Origin of the sequence: Streptomyces sp. NPDC051310, assembly GCF_044455245.1 — a bacterium.
GTDB lineage: Bacteria > Actinomycetota > Actinomycetes > Streptomycetales > Streptomycetaceae > Streptomyces.
In genome coordinates, this window is the sequence record NZ_JBITEO010000011.1 from 229,708 (window position 1) to 248,011 (window position 18,304).

Sequence of the window (18,304 nt, forward strand, 5' to 3'; positions counted from 1 at the left end):
GACGTGCTGCCTACCGAGAATCGGCTGAGGCGGCGCGAGGACTTCGCGACCGCGGTACGCCGAGGACGCCGGGCCGGCCGCCCGCTCCTCGTCGTCCACCTAAGAAGCGGTGCAACGGACCCGCACGCGTCAGGGGAGAGCGCTCCCCCGACACGTGCGGGTTTCGTCGTCAGCAAGGCCGTGGGCGGAGCGGTCGTCCGTAACCAGGTGAAGCGCCGACTGCGCCACCTGGTGCGCGACCGGCTGCCCGTGCTGCCCCCCGGTAGCCTGGTGGTAGTACGGGCGCTGCCCGGAGCGGGCGACGCCGACCATGCACAGCTGGCCCGAGACCTGGACGCCGCCCTTCAGCGGTTGCTGGGAGGGGGCGCGCGATGAAGTACCCGCTGCTGGCTCTGATCAAGCTCTACCAGTGGACGATCAGTCCGCTGCTCGGCCCCGTGTGCCGGTACTACCCGTCGTGTTCCCACTATGGATATACGGCCATCGACCGGCATGGCGCGGTGAAGGGCACGGCCCTGACCGCCTGGCGGATCCTGCGGTGCAACCCGTGGTCGCCGGGCGGTGTGGACCATGTCCCTCCACGCAAGCGCCCTCGTTGGCACGAACTGCTGCGCGGCGCCCTGCGCGGCAAGGGCGGGCACTCAGCCGAGACGAGCCCGGCCGCAGAGACCTCGCCCAATGCTCAAGGAGCCTGATTAGTGGACACGATTGCCAGTCTGTTCGCCTTCATCACCACACCTGTTTCGTGGATCATCGTCCAGTTCCACAAGCTGTACGGGGCGATCTTCGGCCCGGACACCGGCTGGGCCTGGGGTCTGTCCATCGTGTCCCTTGTGGTGGTCATCCGGATCTGCCTGATCCCGCTGTTCGTCAAGCAGATCAAGTCGACCCGCGGCATGCAGGCGCTCCAGCCGAAGATGAAGGCGATCCAGGAGCGCTACAAGAACGACAAGCAGCGTCAGTCCGAAGAGATGATGAAGCTGTACAAGGAGACGGGTACCAACCCGCTCTCCTCGTGCCTTCCCATCCTGGCGCAGTCGCCGTTCTTCTTCGCTCTGTACCACGTGCTGAGCAAGATCGCCTCTGGTGACGAGATCGGCGTCCTCAACCAGCGACTGGTGGACAGCGCTCGTGAGGCCAAGATCTTCGGTGCTCCGATCGCCGCGAAGTTCATGGACGACCCGGGCAAGGTCGAGGCCCTCAACGCCACGCTGCTGGACGTCCGCATCGTCACGGCGATCATGATCATCATGATGTCGCTGTCGCAGTTCTTCACGCAGCGCCAGCTGATGCAGAAGAACGTCGACCTGACGGTGAAGACGCCGTACATGCAGCAGCAGAAGATGCTCATGTACATCTTCCCGGTGATCTTCGCCGTGATGGGCATCAACTTCCCGGTCGGTGTCCTCGTCTACTGGCTGACCACCAACGTGTGGACCATGGGCCAGCAGATGTACGTGATCAACCAGAACCCCACTCCGGGCAGCAAGGCCCAGGACCAGTACCTGCAGCGCCTGCTGAAGAGCGTCTCCTCGCACGGTGAGGTCCGTGGCCGTCGCCGCCGCGCCGTCGTCCAGACGATCGTCGCCAAGGGGCCGGACCGCAACGAGAACGAGCGGCGCTTCATCGGTGCCCTCGCCAAGGCCGGTTTCTCCGCCCAGGCCGACGGCACCGTGACCAAGGTCGACCCGGCCGTGGCCGAGGCCGAGAACGCGGCCGCGGCCCGCCGCCAGCAGCCCAAGCGCCAGCCCAAGTCCAAGCGTCAGGCCACCGGTGCCCAGCAGGGTGCCGCCAAGCCGTCGCTGGAGAAGCAGGCCGACGAGCCGCAGGACGCCCAGCCCAAGCAGGCGGGTAAGACCGCCTCCGGTTCCGCACGCCAAGCCAAGTCCGGACAGCGCAAGGGCCAGCAGCGGCCCAAGCACCCGTCGTCCAAGAAGTAAGAAGGAGTCCATCCGTGACGGAAGGCACCACCTCCGCCGCCGCCGAGGGTGGCGACACCCTGACCCGCCTGGAGCAGGAAGGCGAGATCGCGGCCGACTACCTCGAGGGTCTGCTCGACATCGCCGACCTTGACGGCGACATCGACATGGACGTCGAGGCGGACCGCGCCGCAGTCTCGATCATCAGCGACACGGGCAGCCGCGATCTGCAGAAGCTCGTGGGGCGCGACGGTGAGGTGCTGGAGGCCCTTCAGGAGCTGACCCGCCTCGCCGTGCACCGGGAGACCGGGGACCGCAGCCGGCTGATGCTGGACATCGCCGGTTTCCGGGCGAAGAAGCGCACCGAGCTCGCCGAGCTGGGCGCCCAGGCCGCGGATGAGGTCAAGACCTCGGGTGAGCCGGTCAAGCTGAAGCCGATGACGCCTTTCGAGCGGAAGGTCGTGCACGACGCGGTGGCCGCCGCCGGTCTGCGCAGCGAGTCCGAGGGCGAGGAGCCGCAGCGCTTCGTCGTCGTGCTCCCTGCCTGAGCCCCTCTTCATGTCGGCCCCGTCTGTTCGCAGGCGGGGCCGATCTTTGTCAGCCTGTAAGTCAGCACTTCGGTCTCGGAACCCTGGTGCGGTAATGCGGTACGGAAGGACGGTTCCCGTGACGGAGGCAGAAGAGCTTCCCCATGCGCCTCAAGAAGCGCGGACGGTATTCGGTGAGTTCTTCCCGGAGGCGGTCCGGTACGCGGAGCTCCTTGCGGACGCGGGGGTCAAGCGCGGTCTGATCGGCCCCCGTGAGGTGCCCCGACTGTGGGAGCGGCACCTGCTGAACTGCGCGGTGCTCTCGGAGGTCGTGCCCGAGGGCGTCACGGTATGCGATGTGGGCTCCGGGGCGGGGCTGCCCGGAATCCCGCTGGCGCTGGTCCGTCCCGACCTGAAGATCACCCTCCTCGAGCCCCTCCTGCGCCGTACGAACTTCCTGCAGGAAGTCGTCGAGCTGCTGGGTCTGGACCATGTGACGGTCGTCCGCGGTCGCGCGGAGGAGATGCTGGGCAAGCTGCCTCCGGTGCATGTGGTGACGGCCCGCGCGGTGGCGCCGCTGGACCGGCTCGCCGGCTGGGGCGTACCGCTGCTGCGTCCGTACGGAGAGATGCTGGCGCTCAAGGGCGATACGGCCGAGGAGGAGCTCGAAGGCGCTCGGGCCGCGCTGAGCAAGCTGGGTGTCGTGCAGACCTCCGTGCTGCACGTCGGCGAGGGCATCGTGGATCCGATGTCGACCGTCGTGCGGGTGGAAGTGGGCGAGAGCCCCGGTGGCATCCGGTTCGCAGCCAAGCGCGCCAAGGCGGCCCGGACGTCTCGACGCCGTCGCTAGGGGGTGTCTTGCCGATCACGCCGGGCTCGCGGCGTTCGGTGCCGCACCTCGCTGCGTTGTCGTCGGTCGCCGACGGCCCCCGTTGCCCTTCGGGCACGGGAGGTGCCCCCACCGCGTCGGCACTCCCTCCTCCGCCTTGCGATGCAGGGCACCGAACGCCGCTCACTGATCCGGCCTGATCCACAAGGCACCCCCTAGACCGACACCCTGAGGCCCCGGTGGGCCTCGATGTCGTTGATCCTCATACGTACGCATTTCGGAGTGTCGTGATGCCCGCGGTGGACGCTGAGTGCATCAATGTTTCACGTGAAACGTCGCTCACTGCTGCAGGGAATCATCAGTCGCGGGCGCGCGGCTGCCACGCCGCGCGACCGTAGGCCCCCCGTGGGGGCGAGAGAGATGTCCACAGAGGTGGAGTTCTCCACAGAACCACGGGCCTCGCTGGTTCACGACCCCGAAAGCATGGCAGGCTCTCCCCATCGCGAGCCTGAAGCCGAGGAGAGTGAATCCTTGCGGTCCGACGCCAACATCGCGGGACCGATGACCGATCCGGTCCCCGGTCCCCGTACCGAATCGGCGGGGGAGGATGTTTCACGTGAAACACTGCCCCCGATGGACGACACCCCCATTGGTCGTGCTGCCCAACTGGCGGTGGAGGCTCTGGGCCGCGCCGGCGAGGGGCTGCCCCGCCCCCAGCAGACACGTGTGATGGTGGTTGCCAACCAGAAGGGCGGCGTCGGCAAGACGACCACGACGGTCAACCTTGCTGCGTCGCTGGCTCTGCATGGAGCCCGTGTCCTGGTCATTGACCTCGACCCGCAGGGAAATGCCTCCACGGCGCTCGGGATCGATCACCATGCCGAGGTTCCTTCGATCTACGACGTCCTGGTGGACAGCAAGCCGCTCTCCGATGTGGTCCAGCCGGTCCCGGACGTCGAAGGCCTCTTCTGCGCCCCGGCCACCATCGATCTCGCCGGTGCGGAGATCGAGCTGGTGTCGCTGGTGGCGCGGGAGAGCCGGCTCCAGCGGGCGATCCAGGCATACGAGCAGCCGCTGGACTACATCCTGATCGACTGCCCGCCGTCACTCGGTCTTCTGACGGTCAACGCTTTGGTGGCCGGTGCGGAAGTCCTCATCCCCATCCAGTGCGAGTACTACGCGCTGGAGGGGCTGGGACAGCTGCTGCGGAACGTCGACCTCGTGCGCGGCCACCTCAACCCCGGCCTCCATGTGTCGACCATCCTGCTCACCATGTACGACGGCCGGACCAGGCTCGCTTCCCAGGTGGCCGAGGAGGTGCGCAGCCACTTCGGTGATGAGGTGCTGCGGACCAGCATCCCCCGGTCCGTCCGCATCTCGGAGGCGCCGAGCTACGGGCAGACGGTACTGACGTACGATCCGGGCTCCAGCGGTGCGCTGTCGTACCTGGAGGCGGCGCGTGAGATCGCCCTGCGGGGTGCCGGCGTGTACTACGAGGCACAGCCCGCCCATGTGGGCAACCAGATCAGCAAGCACAGCATGTCGGAGGGGATCCAGTGAGCGAGCGACGTAGGGGGCTGGGGCGTGGACTCGGTGCGCTGATCCCCGCTGCTCCCCAGGAGAGGCAGACGCCCTCGGTGGGGACGGGTTCCACCTCCCCCGGTGCAATTCCCACGCTGACGGCGGAGCGCGGTGTGGCGGCCGCGAAGGTGGCCACGCTGCCGGCGAACCCGCTGCCTGCGGAGCCGGCCGTCAGGGCACCGGAGGCAGAGGCGGTGCCCGAGGTCGAGTCTCCGGCGGGGGCTCACTTCGCCGAGCTGCCGCTGGACGCGATCACGCCCAACCCCCGCCAGCCGCGTGAGGTGTTCGACGAGGACGCACTGGCCGAACTGGTCACCTCCATCAAGGAGGTGGGCCTGCTCCAGCCGGTCGTCGTGCGCCAGTTGGGCCCGGAGCGGTATGAGCTGATCATGGGTGAGCGGCGCTGGAGGGCGTGCCGTGAGGCCGGCCTGGAGCGTATCCCCGCCATCGTCCGTGCGACCGAGGACGAGAAGCTGCTGCTGGACGCCCTGCTGGAGAACCTGCACCGGGCGCAGCTGAATCCGCTGGAGGAGGCCGCGGCCTACGACCAGCTGCTGAAGGACTTCAACTGCACCCACGACCAGCTGGCCGACCGTATCGGGCGCTCGCGTCCCCAGGTCTCCAACACCCTTCGCCTGCTGCGGCTCTCGCCGCCCGTGCAGCGTCGAGTTGCCGCCGGTGTGCTGTCGGCCGGTCATGCCCGCGCCCTGCTGTCGGTGGACGACCCGGAGGCGCAGGACAAGCTGGCGTACCGCATCGTGGCCGAGGGGCTTTCGGTGCGAGCGGTCGAGGAGATCGTGACGCTGATGGGCTCCCAGACCGGGAGCACGCCGACCAAGCCGAAGGGGCCGCGGGCGGGTGCCCGGGTGTCGCCGGCGCTCACCGACCTCGCGTCCCGGCTTTCGGACCGATTCGAGACACGTGTGAAGGTCGACCTCGGACAGAAGAAGGGGAAGATCGTCGTCGAGTTCGCGTCGATAGACGATCTCGACCGCATCCTGGGCACCTTGGCCCCGGGTGAGGGACGCGTCCTCGCACAGCGGCTCGCGGAGCAGGAGCAGGACGACGAAGGCTGAGTCCCTTCGCGGCGACCGTCGAGGGCGGGCTGTGTCCGGTGTTCACCGGAACACGGTCCGCCCTTTGGCGTCTTCCCGTATGCGCGTCATCACCCGATCGATACGATGCGTTCTGGTATGCGCATCAGCCTGACCCACCATGGAGGGAGAACCAGGCATGCGAGAGGTGAGCCGCGGCCATCTGGTGACAGCAGGCTTGGGACTCGGCGCGGTCGGCGGGTTCATCGGCAGTCTGCTCCTGGAACGGAGCGCGCTGGCAGCCGCCCGCGGGGCGGCACGCGAAGGAAGTGAGGAACAGCCTTCATGGGGCGTCGGCTCGTACCGCTCACGTTGGACAACCTTCCGGACCTCCCCAAGCGTTGCCGAACGTGTGTCTTCTGGGAACTTGACCCGGTCAGCGGAGAGGCCGCGGTAAAGGCCGGGACTCCCGGGCTGGAGAAGGAGGCCTGGATCTCCGCCGTGCTCCTGGACTGGGGGTCGTGCGGACGGGTCGTCTATGTGGATGAGGTCCCCGTGGGGTTCGTCCTCTACGCCCCGCCGGCCTACGTGCCGCGGTCGAGTGCCTTTCCGACGAGTCCCGTGTCGCCCGACGCCGTGCAGTTGATCACGGCCTGGATCGCTCCCGGCCATCAGGGCCAGGGGTTGGGCCGGGTCATGGTGCAGACCGTGGCGAAGGATCTGCTGCGGCGGGGCTTCAAGGCGATCGAGGCGTTCGGGGATGCTCGCTGGAAGGAACCGGCGTGCGTGCTGCCTGCCGACCACTTGCTGGCGGTCGGTTTCAAGACCGTCCGGCCGCACCCCACGCACCCGCGGCTGCGGCTGGAGCTGCGCAGCACGCTGTCCTGGAAGGAGGACGTCGAGCTGGCGCTCGATCGTCTGCTGGGTGCGGTGCAGAAGGAGCCGGCGCTGCGTCCCCTCTGAGCGGTTCCACCGCCGACTCATGAACGCCGAACGGCCCATCCCCAGGGATGGGCCGTTCGTGTTTCACGTGAAACAGAAGGCGTCAGGCCTTGGCCTCGTTACCGAGGAAGGGCTCCAGGTCGCGCAGCAGCGCGGCCTTGGGCTTGGCGCCGACGATGGTCTTGGTGACCTCGCCGTTCTGGTAGACGTTCAGCGTCGGGATCGACATGACGCCGTACTTCGCGGCGGTGGCCGGGTTCTCGTCGATGTTCAGCTTCACGATCGTGAGCTCGTCGTGCTCGCTGGCGATGGCCTCCAGCGACGGAGCGATCTGGCGGCACGGACCGCACCACTCGGCCCAGAAGTCCACGAGTACGGGCTTGTCGCTCTTGAGGACGTCCTCCTCGAAGGAGTCGTCGGTCACGATCTTCACGGCGCCGGCCACGGCGGCCTCCTTAACTTTGCGGGGTGTGGGAGTGGGGATGGGACGGGGGTCAGACGACGGGGGTCTTCTCCGGCTCGGCGACCTTCTCGCCGTCGGCGAGAGCAGCCAGGTAGCGCTCGGCATCCAGTGCGGCGGAGCAGCCCGTGCCGGCAGCGGTGATCGCCTGGCGGTAGGTGTGGTCCACCACGTCACCGGCGGCGAAGACGCCGGGCAGGTTGGTGCGCGTGGACGGCGCCTCCACCTTCAGGTAGCCCTCGTCGTCGAGCTCGAGCTGGCCCTTGAAGAGCTCGGTGCGCGGGTCGTGGCCCACGGCGATGAACAGACCGGTGACCGGCAGCTCGGAGGTCTCGCCGGTCTTGGTGTTGCGCAGCGTCAGACCGGTGAGCTTCTGCTCGCCCTGGACCGCGGCGACCTCGCTGTCCCAGGCAAACTTGATCTTGGGGTCGGCGAAGGCGCGCTCCTGCATGGCCTTGGAGGCACGCAGGGTGTCCCGGCGGTGCACGATGGTGACGGACTTGGCGAAGCGGGAGAGGAAGGTCGCCTCCTCCATCGCCGTGTCGCCGCCGCCGACCACGGCGATGTCCTGCTCCTTGAAGAAGAAGCCGTCGCAGGTGGCACACCACGAGACGCCCCGGCCCGACAGCGCGTCCTCGTTCGGCAGACCGAGCTTGCGGTGCTGGGAGCCGGTGGTGACGATCACGGCCTTGGCGCGGTGAACGGTGCCGGCGGTGTCCGTCACGGTCTTGATGTCCCCGGTCAGATCGACGGCGACGACATCGTCGGGCACGAGCTCGGCGCCGAAGCGCTCGGCCTGGGCCCGCATGTTGTCCATCAGGTCGGGGCCCATGATGCCGTCACGGAAGCCGGGGAAGTTCTCCACGTCGGTCGTGTTCATGAGCGCACCACCGGCGGTGACGGCACCTTCGAAGACCAGCGGCTTCAGCGAGGCACGCGCCGTGTAGAGCGCGGCCGTGTAGCCGGCGGGCCCGGAGCCGATGATGATCACATTACGGACGTCGCTCACGGGTTTCTTCCTCGTCTCTGCAGACTGCCTACTGCCTACGGGGCCGGGTCAAGGACTCTCACCCCACCCAACGGATCCTACGGGGCTTGCATTCCCGCAGTGACCGAGTGGCACGGCAGCGTCGTCAGGGACGCGGGTAGGAGTGCGTCAGCAGGAGGTCACCCTTGGGTGCCTTCGACGTCATGCAGGCCGCGTCGACGACATAGGCCTCCACCCGGCGGACGTCCGTGGAGTGGGGCATGACCACGAGAAATGCCTTCTTCCCCTGGTATTCGCCGGGCTCAGCGGCCAGGGCGGCCTCGGTACGGCCCGTACCCGCCTGTACACAGGGCGGTACTGGAGCGTCGCCCCCTCGCTTCACCGAGTTGGTGCCCAGGGAGCGGTTCTGCTTCTCGGGGGCAGCCGAGGCCGAGGACTCGGCAGCGGTGAGCATGGTCTGCACACGGCTGTCCAGGGGTGACCCGGAGAACAGAGCGTTGTCGGGGGCGCTGGCGCTGATGTCGGCCGTCTTGGAGCTGCCGTCTCCGTCTCCCTGCTGGACGCTCTGCAGGAGGAGCACGCTCGCTCCGACGAGGGCCACACCGAACACGGCGCCGAGAACCGTGTTCCGCCGGCGCCTCCCGGTGGCACGACCACGACCCGGTCCGGTGGCGGCGCGAGGGCGCCCCGCGGGGCGGTCCACTCGCATCGGCTCCACTGCCGTCGGGGCGGGGGTTGTTTCACGTGAAACATCGTCCGTCTCGGCAGGAGCGGTGGCATCCAGCAGTGCTTCGGCGGCCAGTGCCGCGTCGATGCGCCCGGCGATGTCGGCCGGCATCCGCGACGGACCGGGCAGCGTGCCCAGCAGGCCGCGGATTTCCTCCAGGGAGGTCCGTACGTCGGCGCACAGGGCGCAGCTGTCCAGATGCCGGCGCACATCGGCCATCCGGGATGGCGAGAGAAGCCCCTCAGTGAGGTCGGAGATCTCCGAGACGTCCGGGTGCTGAGTCGTGTCGGCCGTGGATGTCACGCGCGTCCACCTCCGCCCTTCACAGCAGCAGGATCATTGGGTCCTGCATCACGACGTGCTCCCGACGCAGGTGGGACGGATGTCCCCGGCGTCCGGTTCCTTCCCCCTCCGAGCTCACCCTTACCCCCCGTGTCACCGCGCAGATGAGTGAGCATGGGCAGCAGCCTGGCGCGGCCGCGCGCACAGCGGCTCTTCACCGTCCCGGTCGGGACATCGAGGATGCCGGCCGCTTCGGCGACGGGGTAGCCCTGCATGTCGACCAGCACCAGCGCGGCCCGCTGATCCGGGGGAAGTTTCGCCAGAGCGGCCAGGAGCTCCCGGTGGAGGTCCTGGCGCTCGGCCGGAGCCTCTGCCGACTCGTGCGGCTCCAGAAGCTGCTCCAGCCGCTCGGTGTCCTCGACGGGTGACGTCCTGCGGGTGGCGGCCTTGCGGGCCCGGTCCACACACGCGTTCACGGTGATGCGGTGCAGCCAGGTGGTGACGGCGGACTGTCCCCGGAAGGTGTGCGCGGCCCGGAAAGCGGACACGAGCGCGTCCTGGACGGCGTCGGCTGCCTCCTCACGGTCCCCCAGCGTGCGCAGGGCCACGGCCCAGAGCCGGTCGCGGTGGCGGCGTACGAGCTCACCGAAGGCGTCGGGATCCCCGGCAACATGGCGAGCCAGCAGATCCTGGTCGCCGGTACTGCGCAGTTCGGCGTCATCCAACGGTGAGCCCCCTCCCCACGTCTCTGTGTCAGCCGGTGAATTGCACGTCGGTGATCGCCTGCTTGAAGCCCGGCTTGCTGTACCCGTCCTGTCCGGAGTACGGCATCGCGGTCATCCACAGCAGTACGTACCGCGTCTTCACCGGCTTGTCGGCGGTGATCTGCAGGGTGGTGCCGTCGCCCGTCCCGGTCGCGATCTTCTTCATGTCGTCGACGGAGCCGGAAGGGGACAGCGCATCGGTCGCGTAGAGCGTGATGGTGGTGTGGTTCCCCACGAACCGCAGGCCTATCGAGACGCTGGCGACGTCCTTCTCCGAGCCGAGGTCGTAGACGATGCCGACACCCTTTTTGATCGAGGGTTCGAGTTCCGGCCCGTCGAGGTAGTACTTCGTCCGCCAGTAGCTTCCGCTGTCGCCGTCGTGCGTCTTGTCGGCGTCGTCCGCGTTCTGCGGAATGCCGTCCGGGGCGTACTCCTCGGCGTCAGCGATCTTCAGCGGGACAGGCGTCTTCGGCTTCTCGTTGCCGCCGGTCGTGGTGTTGGTCTCCGTGGGCTTCGGCTTCCCGGCGCCCTGATCACTCTCGAGGAGCTTGTCGGCCACCTGCCAGCTGCCCAGGCCCAGGGCCGCGATGAGAAGAGCCGACACGGCCCACTTGAGGGCCTTGCCCGTGCGGGTCTGGAGCGGGGCGGGCGGAACGGGGGCCGGCTGGGGGGCGACCGCGCTGGGGCGGGGCTTGGGCCGGCCGTAGGTCCCCTGCTGGTACGTCGTGCGCTGGTAGTCGGGCGGCGCGGGGAACTGGGGCTCCGGCGGCCGGATCCGGGGCATCGCGGCGACGGCCTTGGCGAGCTCGTCGGGGGTGGTGCAGGCAGGTTCCTGACGGGAGGCGGTCGCGCCGTCGTTGGCCAGGGCGCGCATGGCGATCTCGGAGAGGCCGCGGTGCACACCTGCCCGGACCTGGTCGGGCGCGATGAGTCCCACACCCTTGGGGAGCCCGGACAGCCCGTGGGCGTCGTCCTCGTACGGCCAGCGCTGAGTGAGAGCGGCGTACAGCAGGGCGCCGATCGCCTCGGTGTCGGTGCGCTGCGGACGGTCGGCGCTGATGCCGCGCAGAGCCGCGTTGACCGCGAGCCCGCGGATGCGCCACTGGCCGGTGGAGGTGCGCAGGACCGCGCCGGGGGTGAGCCGGAGGTGGGCGAGCCCTTCCCGGTGCGCGGCGGCCATGGCCTGCGAGACCTGGGTGACGAGTTGATAGGCGTCGTGCGGCTCCAGCGGCCCGGCGGCGAGCAGAGCGGTGAGCTCGGTGGCGTCCGGCAGCCATTCGTGGACGACGTAGACGAGTTCGTTCTCCTCGACCGCGTCCAGGACCTGCACGAAACGAGGGTCGCCGAGCAGCGCCGAGGAGCGCGCCGCCGCCAGCACCGACCGCGCTCTCGGGTGGTCGGCCGGCAGCACGTGCACACCCACCGCACGGCGCAGCTTCTCGTCGACGGCACGCCAGCTGCTGAAGCCGTCCAGTCGGGTGACGCACTCCTCCAACCGGTAGCGCCGGGCGAGCTTGTGGCCGCTGTGCAGCTCCGGGCTCTTACGGGGAGGCCGGCCGCCGGTCCGCCGTTCGTCGTCGGTGTTCTCGGCAGACGTCTCCGCCGTGTCCTGCGCTTCCGCCACCCCGTCGGCCGCGGCCTTGTCCGCCTTCGCGGTCAGCGGGTCGTCTCCGCTGTTGTCGGCCACGTCGACGGCAGCCGTGCTACGTTCCGCCACCGTCGTTCCTGCCTCCCCATCCGTTGCGCCATATCCAACAGCCATGCCAATTGTGCCCACAGTCCGCCGCAGTGCACGACACGCGGTGGCCCACGATGGTTGCGCGGTGGCCGCTACTTGTCGGCCTCTTTCTCTTCCCTAGCGGCCGAGTCGGCCGCGAACCATGCCCACCATGGCGTTGAGCTCCTGGATACGCATCTTCTTCGCGGCCAGGTAAAAGACGCCCAGCAGGACGACCCCACCGGCCACCAGCGCCGTGCTCGCGCCCAGTGCGCTCTGCCCGAGGGCGTTGAGGATGGCGAAGCCGGTGGCGCCGCCGGCGAGCGCGGCCGGAACGGACGCCATGCACAGCCGGGCATACGTCCGCACGACGTGAGAGCCGTCCAGGTCGCCGCCCAGCCGGTTGCGCAGCCGGCGCCAGGCGACGCCGACACCGACGGCGTAGGCGAGACCGTACGAAGCGGCCATGCCGACCACGGCCCAGCGGGCAGGCAGCACGACGTAGCAGACGCCGGACGCGGCCGCGTTCACGCCGGCCACGATGACGGTGTTGTAGAAGGGCGTGCGCGTGTCCTCGTAGGCGTAGAAGCCGCGCAGCACGACGTACTGCACCGAGTACGGGATCAGGCCGAGGCCGAAGGCCATCAGCATGTAGCCCATGCCGCGCGCGGCTTCGTCGGTGGCAGACGCGAACAGCAGGGTGCAGATCGGCAGTCCCAGCGCCAGGAAGGCGAACGCGATCGGCACGATGGCGACGGCCGAGTTCCGCAGCCCCTGGGAGATGTCGTCCCGGACAGCGCCCGGGTCGTTGTCGTGCGCGGCACGGGAGATGCGCGGAAGCAGGGCGGCCATCACCGAGACGGTGATGATGGCCTGCGGCATGCCCCAGATCAGCTGGGCGTTGGAGTAGGCGAGGATGCCCGCGCCGTCGGTGCCGGACGCCTTGCCGGCCGCCGTGGCGAGCTGTGTGACCACCACGACGCCCGCCTGGTTGGCGAGGACGAACAGAACGGTCCACTTGGCCAGCTTGACCGTCTTCCCCAGACCCTGGCCCTTCCAGTCGAAGCGCGGCCGGAAGCGGAAGCCCGCCTCGCGGAGGTACGGGATCATCGCCAGCGCCTGGACGACGAGACCGAGCAACGTGCCGATGCCCAGCAGCCGTACGCCCTCGTCCGGGATGGTGGTGACGGCCATCTCGGTCTCGGCGGAGGTGCCGTAGACCCAGATGAACATCCCGAAGGTGAAGATGACGACGATGTTGTTGAGGACCGGCGTCCACATCATCGCGCCGAATCTGCCGCGCGCGTTGAGGATCTGACCCATCACCACGTGCACGCCCATGAAGAAGATGGTGGGCAGGCAGAAGCGGGCGAAGGTGACGGCGACGCTGTTGGCGGCCTGGTCGCTTGCGATGGTGGGCGACATGGCCCGCACCAGCAGAGGCGCTCCGAGCACCGCGAGGGCCACGATCACGCCGAGCGCGACCATCACGAGGGTGAGCAGCCGGTTGGCGTATGCCTCGCCGCCGTCCTCGTCGTCCTTCATCGAGCGGACGAGCTGGGGGACGAAAACGGAGTTCAGACCGCCGCCGACGGTGAGGATGTAGATCATCGTCGGCAGGGTGGCCGCGACGGTGTAGGAGTCACCGAGCAGTGCGGCGCCGAGAGCGCCGGTGATGACGAGAGCGCGGACGAAGCCCGTGAGGCGCGACACCAGGGTGCCCGCGGCCATCACGGCGCTCGACTTCAGCAGGCCGGACGCGCGGCCGCCGGACTTCTTCGGAGCGGGCGCGGGCGCGGCCGGCACCGGGTCGGGCTCGGGTTCCTGCGGAGCAGGCGGCTGGCCAGGGGCCTGCTGGTCCCGGTAGAGGTGCGCGAAGGCGTCCGGCTCCGGCTGGTCCTCGCCGGCCCGGGTGACCAGGTCGTCGACGCCGGTGAACTGAACGGTCCTGGCGTCGTCGCCGTACGGGAGGTGGCGGGAGGGGCCGCCGGGCTCGGGCGGCGGGGTCTGCGCCCAGATGCGCGGATCGGGGGCGTACTGCGGCGCGGCGGGCTGCTGGTAGAGCGGCTGCGGCTCCGGATAGGTGCCGGGCGGGGGCGGCGGGTGCGCGGCGCGGTCGTAGAGCGCCTCGCTCACCGGATCCTGGCTGGAGAGGTCGTACGCCCGGTACGGGTCCTGCTCGTAGGCGTCCTGGAGGTAGGGGTCTGGGCCCTGGAGATCCTGACCCTGGGGGTCATGGCCGTGCGGACGGGCCGGTGGCGGCACCTGGCCGGCCGGGGGCGCCGCGGGCGTCCCACCGGAAGGCGCACTGCTGCCGCCCGCGCCCTGACCGCGGTCACCGTCATACGGCGCGTTCATGGTTACCCCACCTCATCGTCCCCGGCCGACCGGCCACGACATCGCTCAACGGTCCACTTTCTCACCCGGGCCCGACGGCTCCGTGTTTTGCGCTCCGGTGTCCGGTGTCGGGTCACTCGGCTGCTCCGCACCGTCGTCGTCCGCGGCCGCCGTCGCGTGCCCCGCTTCCGGTGCGTGCTCCGCTCCGGCGTCCGCGGCCGATTCCCCGGCCGCCTCCGGATCCTCATGGGCTGCCCCGGGGCCGGCCCCCTGGTCACCGTCGGGCGCGGTGTCACGGGCCGCGGCGCGCTTGCGCTGGGTGTACATCCTGATGCCGGCGAGGACGAGCAGCAGGACACCGCCCGCGATGACCAGCATCACCGTCGGTGTGATCTCGGAGACCTTGACGGTGAAGCTCATGGGCTTGCCGTACGGCCTGCCGTCCTCCGTGTACAGCTGCGCCGTCATCGGCACGGGGCCGTTGGCGTTGGCGGACGCGGTGAACTTCACCGACTGGCTGTGGCCGCCCTCGATCCTGACCGGCAGCTCGGAGACGGTGTCGCCGTTGAGCTTCAGGCGGGTCGGCTTGGTCGACGTCAGCCTCAGCACCAGGTGGTCGACGCCCTGCAGCAGCTTGTTCTGCACGGTCACCGGGATCGTCGCGCTGCGCCCCGACAGCGTCAGATCCGACTTGTCGATCAGCTTCACCTCGGTGGTGAGGCTCTTGAGGTGCGCCAGCACACCCTGGCGGTAGACCGCCGCCGACTGCGGCCGACCGCGCCAGGATGTCGACATCTCCCGGTTGATCGCATTGCCGACCGGCGTGACGACCCGGTACGCCGCGGTGAGGATCACCTTGAAGTTGTCCAGGGTCTCCTGGGTGGCCTTCATGTCCTGGAAGGCCTGCAGGGGCAGCTCCTGGCGGCGCAGCTTCTGCGGATAGCGGGCGCTGCCCGGCACCTTCGTCGTGGCGCGCGGGTCGGGCTTGGCCGCCGCCGCCGTGACCAGGTCGACGGGCTGCGTCCAGCGCTGGGCGGACAGGCCCCGCAGGGCGGTCGCCATCGACTGGGCCTGGGCGGCGGTCGGCATGCGCTGCGGGGCGACGACGATGCTGCGCTGCTTGCCCGGCTGCTGCTGCGTCACGGCCAGCGTGTGCGCGAGGAACCGCTGCACCGCCAGGGTGGAGTCCTCGGCCCCCGTCATGTCGCCGGTGAAGGCGGTCGACAGCGCCTCGTCGGCCACGACGGCCGTCGTGCCGCCGCCGATGGGCCGTGCCGCGGTCGGCGTGTACGCCAAGTCGTCGCGCACGCTGTCGCTGCGGGCGATCACCTTGTCGGCACCGGCCGAGGTGGCGACGTCGACGACCGACGGGTCGATCGCTCCGTCGACCGGCCAGGCGAAGTCCACCGACGGCTTCACGTGGAGGATCGTCTCCACGGTCGTCTCGGCCAGCTCCGTGGCCGGCTGCAGGTGGCTGAGTGAGCCGGAGACGTCCTTGCCGCGGTGGGCGAGCGACGCCAGATCGGGGTCGGCGTAGGGAAGGGCGACCACCGTGCCGTCCTGTACGGCCTTGTCGAGGGAGCTCAGCCACTGCCTGGCGACGGCCTGATTCCGCCCGGGGACGTCCGCGTCCCCCTCCTTGACCCGGTAGTTCCTGGTCATGGCCTCGACGGTGGCCAGCAGGTCGGGGTCGATGACCCAGGTGACGGGGAGCTCCGCGCCCAGCGCGACGAGCCGCTCCAGCCGGCCGCCGGGGGCCAGCTCCGCGGCCAGGTCGTCGTTCTCGAAGACCGGGGTCTGCTGGTCGTCCGAGCCGGTCACGGCGGACAGACGCGTCGAGGAGATCAAGGGCCACAGGTACGTGAGCCCCGTCTTCCTCTCCGTGGCGTCGGGCTGCCACGGAAGGAAGGTGCGCTCGATGCCCAGCACCTGGTCGTAGGGCTCGCTGGGGGTGCGTCCGGTGAGGGAGACCCCGAGCTGGTAGACGCCCTCCTCATCGAGGCCCAGCTTGTCCACCGGTACGGAGAGGGTGAAGTCCTCCGTGATCCCCGCCGGGAGCGCCGGGATTTTGTAGGTGTACGTATCGCCGAGCTCCGTGCCGTCGCTTCCGGGCGTGAAGCCCTTCCGTCTGGCCACCTCGTCGATCGCGCCTCGGTTCGGGAGGGGGGAACCGACCCGCAGGTCCACCGTCCCGCCGGTGACCGTCTCCTTGCCGTCGTTGGTCACCGTGCCGCTGATCGTGAGGGTGTCCCCGTCCATCGGCGCGCTGGGACTGAACGTGTCCAGGGACACATCGACGGTGCGTGAACCGGCGGTCTTCTCGTCCGCTTGGGCCGACGGGGCGACGGGGCCGTACAGCAGCCCGGCGAACAGGGGCAGGCCGGCGACGACGGAGGCTGTACGCCGCAGCCACCGGCGGGCAGGGGAGGGGCGGGTGCCCTGGAAATCTGCCGCCTCGGCCACGCGCTACCCGTCCCTCGTCGTCTGGTGTCCGTTGGTGGTTGTCGGTCCTGCGTCCACGCATGGTAACGAGGCTCGCCGGACCTGAGTGCCGCGGAGTGCTCCACATGATCGGGCGGAAACGAGGACGACCCGCCGGGCCCGGGCACGTAACCTTTTCTGCTGTGCCGAACCCGAACGAAGAGAACCCGACTGCACTGAGCGAGGCGCAACGCCGCGCGGTCAGTGAACTACTGCGTGTGTCGCCGGTCGCCGACGATCTCGCCCGCCGATTCAAGGAGGCCGGGTTCAGTCTGGCCCTGGTGGGCGGCTCGGTGCGCGACGCGCTGCTCGGGCGGCTCGGCAACGATCTGGACTTCACCACCGACGCCCGTCCCGAGGACGTGCTGAAGATCGTCCGGCCGTGGGCCGACTCCGTCTGGGACGTCGGCATCGCGTTCGGCACCGTCGGGTCGCAGAAGGACGCCCGCGTCGGGGACGCGGTGCAGCGCTTCCAGATCGAGATCACGACGTACCGGTCCGAGGCGTACGACCGGACGTCGCGCAAGCCTGAGGTCTCCTACGGCGACTCCATCGAGGAAGATCTCGTCCGTCGTGACTTCACGGTCAACGCGATGGCCGTCGCGCTGCCGGAGAAGGAGTTCATCGATCCGTACGGCGGTCTTCAGGATCTCGCCGAGCGCGTTCTGCGGACTCCTGGAACTGCGGAGGAGTCCTTCTCGGACGATCCGCTGCGGATGATGCGCGCAGCCCGGTTCGCCGCGCAGCTCGACTTCGAGGTGGCGTCCGAGGTCATCACCGCCATGATGGAGATGGCCGAGCGGATCGAGATCGTCTCCGCCGAGCGTGTCCGCGATGAGCTCAACAAGCTCCTTCTCTCGGCGCACCCGCGCAAGGGCTTGGGTCTGCTGGTCATGACCGGCCTGGCCGACCGGGTCCTTCCCGAGCTGCCCGCTCTGCGGCTGGAGAGCGATGAGCACCACCGGCACAAGGACGTGTACGAGCACTCCCTGACCGTGCTGGAGCAGGCCATCGACCTGGAGGAGGACGGCCCGGACCTGGTGCTGCGGCTGGCGGCGCTGCTCCATGACATCGGCAAGCCGCGCACCCGGCGCTTCGAGCCGGACGGGCGGGTCTCGTTCCACCACCACGAGGTGGTCGGAGCGAAGATGGTCAAGAAGCGCATGACCGCCTTGAAGTACTCGAACGACATGATCAAGGACGTGGCGCGCCTGGTGGAGCTGCACCTGCGGTTCCACGGCTACGGGACCGGCGAGTGGACCGACTCGGCCGTACGCCGCTACGTGCGCGATGCGGGGCCGCTGCTGAGCCGGCTCCACAAGCTGACCCGGTCGGACTGCACCACGCGCAACAAGCGCAAGGCCGGTGCGCTCTCCCGCGCCTACGACGGGCTGGAGGAGCGCATCGCCAAGCTGCAGGAGCAGGAAGAGCTGGACGCCATCCGTCCCGACCTCAACGGCAACGAGATCCAGGAGATCCTGGCGATCGGCCCGGGTCCGGCTGTCGGGCAGGCGTACAAGTTTCTGCTGGAGCTGCGACTGGAGAACGGACCGATGGAGCGCGACGCTGCTGTCGCTGCTCTCACGGAGTGGTGGGCGGGCCGGAGCTGACCGGTTGGCCTCAGTGTGGCGGCCGTCATGTTTCACGTGAAACATGACGGCCGCTATGTGTAAGACCCGCGGGCGATGTTTCACGTGAAACATCGCCCGCTCCCGT

The 18,304-nt window shown here is 69.2% G+C and carries 16 protein-coding genes; 9 read left to right on the top strand and 7 right to left on the bottom strand.

The window, feature by feature from the left end:
* Window positions 1-3 precede the first annotated feature (3 nt).
* The 8 genes from rnpA to ACIA79_RS18715 all read left to right on the top strand — a co-directional run bounded on the left by rnpA (window position 4) and on the right by ACIA79_RS18715 (window position 6,853).
* Window positions 4-375 carry a ribonuclease P protein component gene (gene rnpA, locus ACIA79_RS18680; protein WP_399429387.1) on the top strand — a complete coding sequence of 124 codons (372 nt, stop codon included), beginning with the start codon at window positions 4-6 and terminating at the stop codon, window positions 373-375.
* The gene (gene yidD / locus ACIA79_RS18685; protein ID WP_078887668.1) at window positions 372-695 is read left to right on the top strand and encodes a membrane protein insertion efficiency factor YidD; all 324 of its coding nucleotides are present in this window, start codon (window positions 372-374) and stop codon (window positions 693-695) included. The genes rnpA and yidD overlap by 4 nt, the downstream gene beginning before the upstream one ends.
* Before the next feature lie 3 nt (window positions 696-698).
* Window positions 699-1,940 carry a membrane protein insertase YidC gene (yidC, locus tag ACIA79_RS18690; protein ID WP_399429388.1) on the top strand — a complete coding sequence of 414 codons (1,242 nt, stop codon included), beginning with the start codon at window positions 699-701 and terminating at the stop codon, window positions 1,938-1,940.
* Between the two features lie 14 nt (window positions 1,941-1,954).
* Complete coding sequence (locus ACIA79_RS18695; RefSeq protein WP_399429389.1) at window positions 1,955-2,467, top strand: protein jag; 513 nt, start codon at window positions 1,955-1,957, stop codon at window positions 2,465-2,467.
* A 118-nt stretch (window positions 2,468-2,585) separates the two neighbouring features.
* Window positions 2,586-3,296: a 16S rRNA (guanine(527)-N(7))-methyltransferase RsmG gene (gene rsmG / locus ACIA79_RS18700; RefSeq protein WP_399429390.1), complete on the top strand. Its 711-nt coding sequence runs from the start codon at window positions 2,586-2,588 to the stop codon at window positions 3,294-3,296.
* Window positions 3,297-3,758: 462 nt separating this feature from the next.
* A complete protein-coding gene (locus tag ACIA79_RS18705; RefSeq protein ID WP_399429427.1) occupies window positions 3,759-4,835 on the top strand; it encodes a ParA family protein in 1,077 nt (358 codons plus the stop codon).
* Window positions 4,832-5,932, top strand: a complete 1,101-nt coding sequence (locus ACIA79_RS18710) for a ParB/RepB/Spo0J family partition protein (RefSeq protein ID WP_399429391.1) — start codon at window positions 4,832-4,834, stop codon at window positions 5,930-5,932. The genes ACIA79_RS18705 and ACIA79_RS18710 overlap by 4 nt, the downstream gene beginning before the upstream one ends.
* 303 nt (window positions 5,933-6,235) lie before the next feature.
* Entirely contained in the window at window positions 6,236-6,853 is a 618-nt protein-coding gene (locus ACIA79_RS18715) for a GNAT family N-acetyltransferase (protein ID WP_399429392.1), read from the top strand.
* Between the two features lie 82 nt (window positions 6,854-6,935).
* Here ACIA79_RS18715 and trxA read toward each other — a convergent pair whose 3' ends face one another.
* The 7 genes from trxA to ACIA79_RS18750 form a co-directional block, all read right to left on the bottom strand.
* Complete coding sequence (gene trxA, locus ACIA79_RS18720) at window positions 6,936-7,277, bottom strand: thioredoxin (RefSeq protein WP_399429393.1); 342 nt, start codon at window positions 7,275-7,277, stop codon at window positions 6,936-6,938.
* A gap of 49 nt (window positions 7,278-7,326) precedes the next feature.
* On the bottom strand, window positions 7,327-8,301 hold the full coding sequence (gene trxB, locus ACIA79_RS18725; protein WP_399429394.1) for a thioredoxin-disulfide reductase: 975 nt from the start codon (window positions 8,299-8,301) through the stop codon (window positions 7,327-7,329).
* 124 nt (window positions 8,302-8,425) lie between these two features.
* Window positions 8,426-9,310, bottom strand: coding sequence for a hypothetical protein (locus ACIA79_RS18730; protein ID WP_399429395.1), 885 nt, complete (start codon window positions 9,308-9,310; stop codon window positions 8,426-8,428).
* On the bottom strand, window positions 9,307-10,014 hold the full coding sequence (gene sigM, locus ACIA79_RS18735) for an RNA polymerase sigma factor SigM (RefSeq protein ID WP_399429397.1): 708 nt from the start codon (window positions 10,012-10,014) through the stop codon (window positions 9,307-9,309). The genes ACIA79_RS18730 and sigM overlap by 4 nt, the downstream gene beginning before the upstream one ends.
* Before the next feature lie 28 nt (window positions 10,015-10,042).
* The gene (locus ACIA79_RS18740) at window positions 10,043-11,770 is read right to left on the bottom strand and encodes a protein kinase family protein (RefSeq protein WP_399429398.1); all 1,728 of its coding nucleotides are present in this window, start codon (window positions 11,768-11,770) and stop codon (window positions 10,043-10,045) included.
* A gap of 138 nt (window positions 11,771-11,908) precedes the next feature.
* Window positions 11,909-14,128, bottom strand: a complete 2,220-nt coding sequence (gene murJ, locus ACIA79_RS18745) for a murein biosynthesis integral membrane protein MurJ (RefSeq protein ID WP_399429399.1) — start codon at window positions 14,126-14,128, stop codon at window positions 11,909-11,911.
* 45 nt (window positions 14,129-14,173) lie between these two features.
* Window positions 14,174-16,570: a DUF6049 family protein gene (locus ACIA79_RS18750; protein WP_399429400.1), complete on the bottom strand. Its 2,397-nt coding sequence runs from the start codon at window positions 16,568-16,570 to the stop codon at window positions 14,174-14,176.
* Between the two features lie 161 nt (window positions 16,571-16,731).
* Between ACIA79_RS18750 and ACIA79_RS18755 the strand changes: the two genes are divergently transcribed.
* Window positions 16,732-18,198 (top strand): CCA tRNA nucleotidyltransferase, encoded by a 1,467-nt coding sequence (locus tag ACIA79_RS18755; RefSeq protein ID WP_399429401.1) that lies wholly within the window; start codon window positions 16,732-16,734, stop codon window positions 18,196-18,198.
* The last annotated feature ends 106 nt before the right edge of the window (window positions 18,199-18,304 follow it).

Excerpts from the sequence above, each read along its gene's own strand:
- yidD (WP_078887668.1), top strand. The coding sequence starts at position 372 with ATGAAGTACCCGCTGCTGGCTCTGATCAAGCTCTACCAGTGGACGATC.
- ACIA79_RS18705 (WP_399429427.1), top strand. The coding sequence starts at position 3,759 with ATGGCAGGCTCTCCCCATCGCGAGCCTGAAGCCGAGGAGAGTGAATCC.
- ACIA79_RS18715 (WP_399429392.1), top strand. The coding sequence starts at position 6,236 with ATGGGGCGTCGGCTCGTACCGCTCACGTTGGACAACCTTCCGGACCTC.
- murJ (WP_399429399.1), bottom strand. The coding sequence starts at position 14,128 with ATGAACGCGCCGTATGACGGTGACCGCGGTCAGGGCGCGGGCGGCAGC.